Origin of the sequence: Novosphingobium kalidii (assembly GCF_040534015.1) — a bacterium.
Lineage (GTDB): Bacteria > Pseudomonadota > Alphaproteobacteria > Sphingomonadales > Sphingomonadaceae > Novosphingobium > Novosphingobium kalidii.
In genome coordinates this window covers 1-7,088 of sequence record NZ_JBEWLY010000016.1, presented here as the reverse complement: position 1 = coordinate 7,088, position 7,088 = coordinate 1, and the positions used below count along the sequence as shown (strand labels likewise).

Sequence of the window (7,088 nt, the reverse complement as noted above, 5' to 3'; positions counted from 1 at the left end):
CTAGGCCGTAGACTCATAAATCCGTAGCCACAGGCGCATTGAGGCAAGTTGGACCATTGCGAGGAAGTTCTCGGCCAGCTTGTCGTATCGGGTGGCAACTCGGCGGAAGTGCTTCAACTTGGAGAAGAAGCGTTCGATCAGGTTGCGCTCGCGGTAGAGCCAAGTGCTAAAGTACGGTTTCGACCGTCGGTTGGCCTTTGGCGGGATATTGGCGAACGCTCCTTTCTCGCGGAGAGACGCCCGGATGCGATCCGCATCGTAGGCCTTGTCCGCCAGCACGACTGCTTCGGCACCTACATGGCTTAGCAGATCGTCAGCGGCTTGGCCGTCATGGCTTTGTCCAGCGGTAAGGCTCAGTCGGATCGGGAGACCTTGCCCATCGACGACCGCGTGGATTTTGGTCGTGAGCCCACCTCTGGAGCGACCGAGACAATGATCTCGATCCCCCTTTTTGCCGTCGCAGCCTGCTGGTGCGCCCGGATTGATGTGCTGTCGATCATCTGAAGGTCGCCGTCGTGGGCGGCAGTGATGGCGTCCATCATCCGGTCCCATACGCCCGCCTTCCGCCATCGTATAAATCGGTTGTAGCAGGTAGTTCGCGGACCATAGCGTTCAGGCAGGTCACGCCACGGCGCACCTGATCGCAGTACCCAGAAGATGCCGTTCAACACGCGGCGGTCATCGACACGTGGCACCCCTCGCGGTTTGTTGGGCAGAAGCGGTTCGATCACACGCCACTCGAAGTCGGTCAGATCATATCGGCTCATGCCGACGCTGAATCAGCAAACGGGCGAAATGGAAAGGGCAGATGGTCGAGTGCCGCTTGCGATGTTAGGATTCCGGCATGGCGCTATACCCGAAAATACAGCTCTCCCGTTTGCGCGACATCGGTTGGAAGCTTTGGGATCCGATCGGATTGGCAGATGAGCACGGCACTTGTGGCGAAGGATGCGCCGACGAATATGATAGCTATCTGCTGCACGTCGTCAGCATGCTCTGCCACGATAGCTCGAAAGACGAAGCAACAACGTACCTAGTCGGAATCGCATCCGATCATATGGGATTATCGGTCGTAGACCCCGACGCCGCTGCCACCACAGCGTGTGCAATCGCAGATTACCTCACTTCCCTACCGGACGGCCCGACGACCATCCGCTGATGCGTTTATGAGTTCACGGCCTAGGTCGAAGCCGACATCATCGCCTTCATCGAGGCGCACAACGGAAACCCGAAGCCCTACCGCTAGACCAAGTCCGCCGACGAGATCCTCGCCTCTGTCAAACGCTTCTGCCAGAAAACAATGAGGCGAACTTCAGCTTCAGGTGACTAGCACGACCGTGTTGTTGCCATCCCGAGTTATCTGTAGCGGATATCCTTAGTCCACGACGTCTTCGGCTTCGTTGATCACTTTCGTAGGTGGGCAATTGACATCGTCCGCGGTGCACGCGACCGCCGCGGCGCCCGCCCCCGCGCCGAGCAACGCAGCACAGCCAGTCGTGCCAAAGCCAGCGAGTACAAGGGCTGCCATAGCAATTTTCTTCATTGGATTGCTCCTTCTCTCAGTACGTTTCAGTCTCTAAAAGCTTTCAAGAGGTATAGAGTTCCAACTTGGGCGCCACAATGTGAATTTCTTACGCAGTGTTTTGTCGGCCGAACAGCTTGACCTTAGACGATGATCTCTACCGGGTGGTGAGGCAACTTGTTTAAGTCGCACAGGAAACATCCGACTTTTTCTCTCATCTATCGTTGAACAATGGAGCGTTACCGCAAGTAGCTGCCGCACGCACCGCGCACCGGGAGAGCCGTAGTTGTGCCGCGGAGATGGCCATTCAGCTACGGGGCGCCGCCGGGCAGCAAAGCGGTAACGACGCCCAATTCCGGTGCGTGCTTCGTGGCTGAGAGGGTCGGCGCTCGCGTCGAACTCCGAAAGGACAGCTAGTGTCCATTTCGAGCGATCAAATTGCGATGGAGATGTCCGTCCCCCCGAAGCTGCCATCCGCTCGGCAAAAAGGATTCGCTGGAAAACTTTGCACACTCCCGAGACGTGCGCCGGCCGTGAAGTAGGCGCGGCTGTCGCAAAGGCGTGACGGTCTGCCGGACGGCCAGGCATTCTTCAGTTGATCGACTACTCTACCACTTTTTCCTCAAGCCCCTCGGTGGTCTCGTCGACCGCGTCGGCCTAGTCTTCGGTCACCACAGTGCCGCCGGGCAGTGCGACGGCCGCGTCAGCCGGCTCCGTCTCGTCGCCGCAGGCGGACACCGCCAGAGCGGCACAAGAGACGATAGCAGTAGCGATCTTCTTCATAGCGCATGTTCCTCTGTTGTGAGCGAGTCCCGTAAGACCCCGGCTGATCCAAAGACGATTCCGTCATCCACCCGGTTCCTTATGGTGTCGATTGCTCGACTGGCGTTCCTGCGTTCGACGTTTCAGGGGGAAATTCGGCTTCACGCGCGCCCTCGACGCCCGCACATAGACGGTACCGGTGTGCAACGGCCAGCAAAGCAATTCCGATCGGCCAGCCAACACGCTCCACCGTCAACGCCATGGCCTCACCGGCCCCGCCAAGCGAGCTGGCGTTAGAACATCAGCCCAAGAGATTCTCCGAAGCTCATGCTTTTTCGGGCGTTTGCCAGCTCCTTTAGCGTAACCCGCCCGTCGCCGTTGCCGTCTGCGAACTGCAGGTCGCGCTCAGTCCTGCTCCTCCACTCTGAAAGTGCGACCTGCCCATCGCCATTCGCGTCCATAGCGGTGAACAACCGCCAGAAGGGGCCGCTCAGGCTTGTTTTCCAGAACGTCTTCGGGAACCCTGGTGATAGAAATTGCTGCTTGCTGATAGGGCCACCCTGAGGGCCTGCAAATACCTCAAACGCATCCATGCTATTGGAGCGGATCTCCGCGAGGGTGATGTACATTCCATCAGTAAGCTCGGACGGCAGGTTAGTTTGAGCGAATGCAGGTTTGGAGGCCAGGGCCGCAGCGAGACCAAGCCATCGGAATTTGCTCATGATGTTCTCCGCAGTGACGAAAACAGCCAAGACATGAGCGCCTGTTTTGGTCAGATCCACTCCGAGCTTTCGAACGTTTTTGCTGACGACGAAGCGGCCTTTGGAGGCGCGTGCGGTCGCCACAACGACCTTCTCCGCGCCTCCCTGTTGATGCTCGATGATGCTGCGGTGCCGCTAAAGCGCCGCTGCAATTCGACCAACAGCTGCATGGAACGTAAGGGCGACTGGAAGTAGCCGGACGGGTATTCCTCCGCTCTCGGTCAGATGCTGGCCGGTCGAGTGTCTTGCAGCGCCCACGAGGAGCTTAAGTTCCGCGGCGGGCGGCGAAATCCTTTTCACCTGGCCAGTACTTCAGCGGGCGGTCGCCCCAGCCAAGCTTCGCGGCGCGTGGCTGGATGCAGCTGTCCTGACGCTCGGTCGTGCAAACGGGATATATTTTCCCATCTGCACGCACTGCCGTGGCGCGTCCGTTTGCAGCTCGCTCGACAACGACAGGTGATTCTGCCTTGTAAGGAGGTGATTCAGCCGCTGCTGCGACCGGAATTGCGGTGGCGGCTGCGAAGGCTGCGAATACAATACTACTTTTCATGATACATACTGCCTGTTGTTTGCTATATGACAATTAAACATATTTAGCTTCAATTTGTTCCCGATAATGCCATATAAGTGCGGGATGCATCACATTGTTGGAGGATATCCGCGAGGTATAGTACAGGAATTAGCAACCTGAATCTTTCATTACTCAGATGGTGCACGCCTGAGCGTCGAAGATACGGATGCAAGGCTGCCTGCCTTTCTCAAGCTCATCGTGCCCCAGAGCAGGAAGAATTCCTCCCAGATACGCGACCGTTCCTTGCTCCGGCAGTTCACCATCTGCCTGCCCGCAGATTGACAACCTCGATTTGGGCTCGACTGCCCCACGCGGCGCGGCGGAAACGCTCCAGCCTCTTTTAAGTCAGCATCTTCGCCAAGCGATCTTCACAGTTTCCGAGCCAGGATTGGGCGCACCGGAACATCCGCCCCGGCACGCCCGCACCACACTGGAGTTGTCCGCCTCGTGGCGAGGATTCGCAAAACCACTCAGCAGACAGGTCGGTAACCGATCTGAGCGTCAGGCGTTTCCAGATTTGATCAGCGTCAATTATGAGCGCCTCAGCGCCTCCACCTGGGCGAACGCCGCGGCGAGTACGGCACAAGGGGGCACCAGCTTTTCTGTGACACCATCAGTGCTGCACGCTGGAATTATCGCTCGCCAGGCGGGTCTGGCAAGTTGCATATGATGTATTCTTAGCGGTGGAACCAGCTGCCCCTAGTTTGTCGTGCGGGGGTTAGGGCTAGTCTGTTGGAGAACTAAATGGCTGGAGGTGCAGATGTCTCGTTGCTCGAAAACATGCCATTGTTCCAAGGCATTGAGCTCGACTGCATCAAACGACTTGCTGCGGCTGCCACGCTGCGAGCCTATCCCCCAAAAACGCAACTGTTCGAGGAGGGGGAGACTCCAGAAGCGCTCCACATCGTTCTTTCCGGCGTTGCCGAGGCATTTACGCGAATAGGTGAAAAGGAGTGTAGTATTCTCATACTCTCCCCATCCGACGCCTTTATGCCCGCGTCTGCGCTCGTCAATGAGCCTTACCTTCTGTCAGCCCGCACAATGAAGCGCTCCAAACTTCTGCTTCTTCCCGCCGACGTAGTGCGAGACGAAATGGCGAGATCCACTAAGCTGGCGTGCCGTCTGGCACATTTGCTTGCGGGCCAAACGCGAGTACTGCTGCGCCATATCAAGGACGTGAAAACACGATCGGCGCCGCAGCGCCTGGCCGCCTACCTTCTTCGTATAGCGGAGGAGTCGGAATCCCGTAACTCAGAGGTGCTCATTTCGAAGCAGACGCTGGCATCGCGTTTGGGATGACGCCGGAAACCCTTTCCCGTGCGCTTCAAATCGTGAGGGAGCATGGGCTGGTTCTTCGGGGCCGCAAAGTCATTCTGAACGACCGCGCAAAAGTTCAGGAATTCTGCAAGCCTAGTCCCCTGCGCGATGGTGGAGAGGCTAACCTGTACGTTCGGGCGTGGTGACTTGCGGCGGCGCACTGCCTGTTGCCCGCACCACTTGTTCGAGAGCACCTCATGAGAGAAAAACCGGATCAGGCGGTCCTTGGCCGCGGACAGACGACGGGTCAATCGGCGAATTCCTAGACAAAGATCACGCGAGGAGCTGCCAGGATTCCTTTAAGCTGCGTGTAACGACGACACAGTAGATACTTCCGGAAATCGTATGCTGCGCTAACTTTCGGCGGCACCTGGGTACATCTTCCCCGGTGCCGCCCTTCTTAGCTGATATCAGAAATTCCACTCGCCCCTTTCCAGCACGCCGTTGGCATTCTTATCCCATTCCGAGAATTCATCTTCCCCAAAGAACTCGTCATCGCTGAGGAAAGTGTCCGCGTTGTCGTCGAACGCTGTGAAGGCTGTCCCGGGGTCGCGCCAGCCTGCCTCGGCCCAACCGGCTTCAAACTCGGTGCGGCTTAGGCGAGTATCCTTGTCATCATCCCACCCAAGGAAACCCGTATCACGATAGCCGGTGAACTCATTCCGGTCGAAGTTCCCATCATTGTTGGTATCCCAGCCAGCGCTGGTCCCAACTGGGGGGTCCGTGGTCACCACTTCTGATCCTGTATCCACAGGATCGACCGCCACCGGCGCCTCGGCCTCGGTTACTTCTGCGTCTTGACAGGCGGCGAGTGGCGTTGCCGCCAGGGCCGCGCACAACACTAGCAATCGCATAGTTCTGGTTCCTTCTATATTGGTCGTTCATCGACTGAGAGCCCAAGGGCAAAAAGAAAGACGCCGGACACACGCGACAAGGCCGCGCAAGGCTTACCGCACTCCATACGCGATGCATTAACCCCACGAATGCAGCTCTGACGTTCCTTATCCGGTCGGAAGGAAACCCGCGCCTCACCAAAGGGCTCCGATAATTGACCGGCATCAAGAATTGCCGCATCGATCCGAGGATCTCGCAGGTCTGGATCGCGCTCCCTGCCTCCCTCGGGCGCGCGTGAGACAAGGACAGAGGCTGTGTCCCTCACCCGTACCTACGCTGAAAGGCTCCAAAGTGGTCACCGAAGCAACTTTCGGCAGCAGCAAGGTCAATGTGCTTGAACTGCGACAAGCGCTCCAGTGCCTACCGCTCGCCTTAGTCGCGTACCCGTCATCAGATTTGCTGATCACGGCGTGCCTCGAGCTCTCCCGCACGTCTCCGCGAGCGCTACACTAGGAGGCATACGTCAGGAATCTACTCAGCGATCCGGGAACCAGTTCTGACAATGGTTTCCGAAGCCAAATTAACAGGGATCATAGCCCGCAGACGCTCAGCGTCTGGGGCATCAGCAACCAAAAGCTCGAAGGTATCTTTATCCGCCACATAGCCGCCACTCCACGCTGGCCCACCGTGTGGCGGCGACGAGGCTGTTAGTGTCTTCAATGATCTCAGCGCGGGTTCGGCCAACGGCCTGAAATCTGATGAGCGGTCTCAAGCCGACCGGCGCGCGTGAAATGATCTCTTCTCGATCGTAGGGCGGTTTGGCGTTCACAACCACGGTCATTCCGGATTGAGTCCTTATCCAAGGCCGGGGCGAAGGCGGTTGAAGCCCCGACGGCGGTTCATCTATCGCCGGCACAACGCCCGATGATGTGCGGGTGCTTTGCTGCTCGCGTGCGTCGCAGGCAGAGAGCGCGAACAGGATCACGCAGCAGGTTTCCGCCTATTGTTCGCACGATTAGCTCCAACAAGAGGATGGCGCGACGCTAAGGCTCCGTCCTTAACCTGTCGAATGCAGGTAAGCGTGTGGTCACGACCGTCCGCGTCCGCTTTCGGATTACGCTGGAGGCCCGCTTGATGGCGAGGTCTGGTGGAAACCTGCCCTGACCGCTTTTGGTGAGCCAGAAGTGATAGCTGCCGTTTAAGTGGGGCACGCGCATCGACGTCGATCGACCGAGGCTGTGTAAAAACGCGCCGAGGCGGAGGTGTCGGATCTTAGTGCGGTGACAGGCTGTGCACGATTTTTGCTAAAGGCGCGGCTCGT

At 58.0% G+C, this 7,088-nt stretch carries 9 protein-coding genes and 1 pseudogene; 4 read left to right on the top strand and 6 right to left on the bottom strand.

Features of this window, described 5'->3' with window-relative positions; translation table 11 throughout:
• Positions 1-767, bottom strand: a protein-coding gene (locus ABVV53_RS10800) for an IS5 family transposase (protein ID WP_353982420.1) whose coding sequence is annotated in 2 segments (ribosomal slippage) — positions 1-455 and positions 455-767 — 768 coding nt in all. Because the reading frame shifts where the segments join, the coding sequence is not laid out codon by codon here.
• A 77-nt stretch (positions 768-844) separates the two neighbouring features.
• Here ABVV53_RS10800 and ABVV53_RS10795 point away from each other — a divergent pair.
• Positions 845-1,159, top strand: a complete 315-nt coding sequence (locus ABVV53_RS10795; protein WP_353982419.1) for a hypothetical protein — start codon at positions 845-847, stop codon at positions 1,157-1,159.
• 24 nt (positions 1,160-1,183) lie between these two features.
• A pseudogene (locus ABVV53_RS17280) lies at positions 1,184-1,330 on the top strand (IS630 family transposase); the annotation flags it as partial.
• A gap of 45 nt (positions 1,331-1,375) precedes the next feature.
• Here the strand turns inward: ABVV53_RS17280 and ABVV53_RS10790 are convergent.
• The 4 genes from ABVV53_RS10790 to ABVV53_RS10775 all read right to left on the bottom strand — a co-directional run bounded on the left by ABVV53_RS10790 (position 1,376) and on the right by ABVV53_RS10775 (position 3,595).
• Positions 1,376-1,543: a hypothetical protein gene (locus tag ABVV53_RS10790; RefSeq protein WP_353984435.1), complete on the bottom strand. Its 168-nt coding sequence runs from the start codon at positions 1,541-1,543 to the stop codon at positions 1,376-1,378.
• Positions 1,544-2,179: 636 nt separating this feature from the next.
• Positions 2,180-2,305, bottom strand: coding sequence for a hypothetical protein (locus ABVV53_RS10785; protein WP_353984434.1), 126 nt, complete (start codon positions 2,303-2,305; stop codon positions 2,180-2,182).
• Positions 2,306-2,577: 272 nt separating this feature from the next.
• Positions 2,578-3,129 carry an EF-hand domain-containing protein gene (locus tag ABVV53_RS10780; protein WP_353984433.1) on the bottom strand — a complete coding sequence of 184 codons (552 nt, stop codon included), beginning with the start codon at positions 3,127-3,129 and terminating at the stop codon, positions 2,578-2,580.
• A 181-nt stretch (positions 3,130-3,310) separates the two neighbouring features.
• On the bottom strand, positions 3,311-3,595 hold the full coding sequence (locus ABVV53_RS10775) for a hypothetical protein (RefSeq protein ID WP_353984432.1): 285 nt from the start codon (positions 3,593-3,595) through the stop codon (positions 3,311-3,313).
• Between the two features lie 765 nt (positions 3,596-4,360).
• Here ABVV53_RS10775 and ABVV53_RS10770 point away from each other — a divergent pair.
• Together ABVV53_RS10770 and ABVV53_RS10765 are read left to right on the top strand one after the other, a co-directional pair.
• Entirely contained in the window at positions 4,361-4,915 is a 555-nt protein-coding gene (locus ABVV53_RS10770) for a cyclic nucleotide-binding domain-containing protein (protein ID WP_353984431.1), read from the top strand.
• Positions 4,912-5,079 carry a hypothetical protein gene (locus tag ABVV53_RS10765; protein WP_353984430.1) on the top strand — a complete coding sequence of 56 codons (168 nt, stop codon included), beginning with the start codon at positions 4,912-4,914 and terminating at the stop codon, positions 5,077-5,079. Before ABVV53_RS10770 ends, ABVV53_RS10765 begins: the two co-directional genes overlap by 4 nt.
• Before the next feature lie 264 nt (positions 5,080-5,343).
• On the opposite strand, the gene ABVV53_RS10760 is transcribed toward ABVV53_RS10765, so the two are convergent.
• On the bottom strand, positions 5,344-5,787 hold the full coding sequence (locus ABVV53_RS10760) for an EF-hand domain-containing protein (protein ID WP_353984429.1): 444 nt from the start codon (positions 5,785-5,787) through the stop codon (positions 5,344-5,346).
• Between the last annotated feature and the right edge of the window lie 1,301 nt (positions 5,788-7,088).

Excerpts from the sequence above, each read along its gene's own strand:
- ABVV53_RS10795 (WP_353982419.1), top strand. The coding sequence starts at position 845 with ATGGCGCTATACCCGAAAATACAGCTCTCCCGTTTGCGCGACATCGGT.
- ABVV53_RS10790 (WP_353984435.1), bottom strand. The coding sequence starts at position 1,543 with ATGAAGAAAATTGCTATGGCAGCCCTTGTACTCGCTGGCTTTGGCACG.
- ABVV53_RS10785 (WP_353984434.1), bottom strand. The coding sequence starts at position 2,305 with ATGAAGAAGATCGCTACTGCTATCGTCTCTTGTGCCGCTCTGGCGGTG.
- ABVV53_RS10775 (WP_353984432.1), bottom strand. The coding sequence starts at position 3,595 with ATGAAAAGTAGTATTGTATTCGCAGCCTTCGCAGCCGCCACCGCAATT.
- ABVV53_RS10770 (WP_353984431.1), top strand. The coding sequence starts at position 4,361 with ATGGCTGGAGGTGCAGATGTCTCGTTGCTCGAAAACATGCCATTGTTC.
- ABVV53_RS10765 (WP_353984430.1), top strand. The coding sequence starts at position 4,912 with ATGACGCCGGAAACCCTTTCCCGTGCGCTTCAAATCGTGAGGGAGCAT.
- ABVV53_RS10760 (WP_353984429.1), bottom strand. The coding sequence starts at position 5,787 with ATGCGATTGCTAGTGTTGTGCGCGGCCCTGGCGGCAACGCCACTCGCC.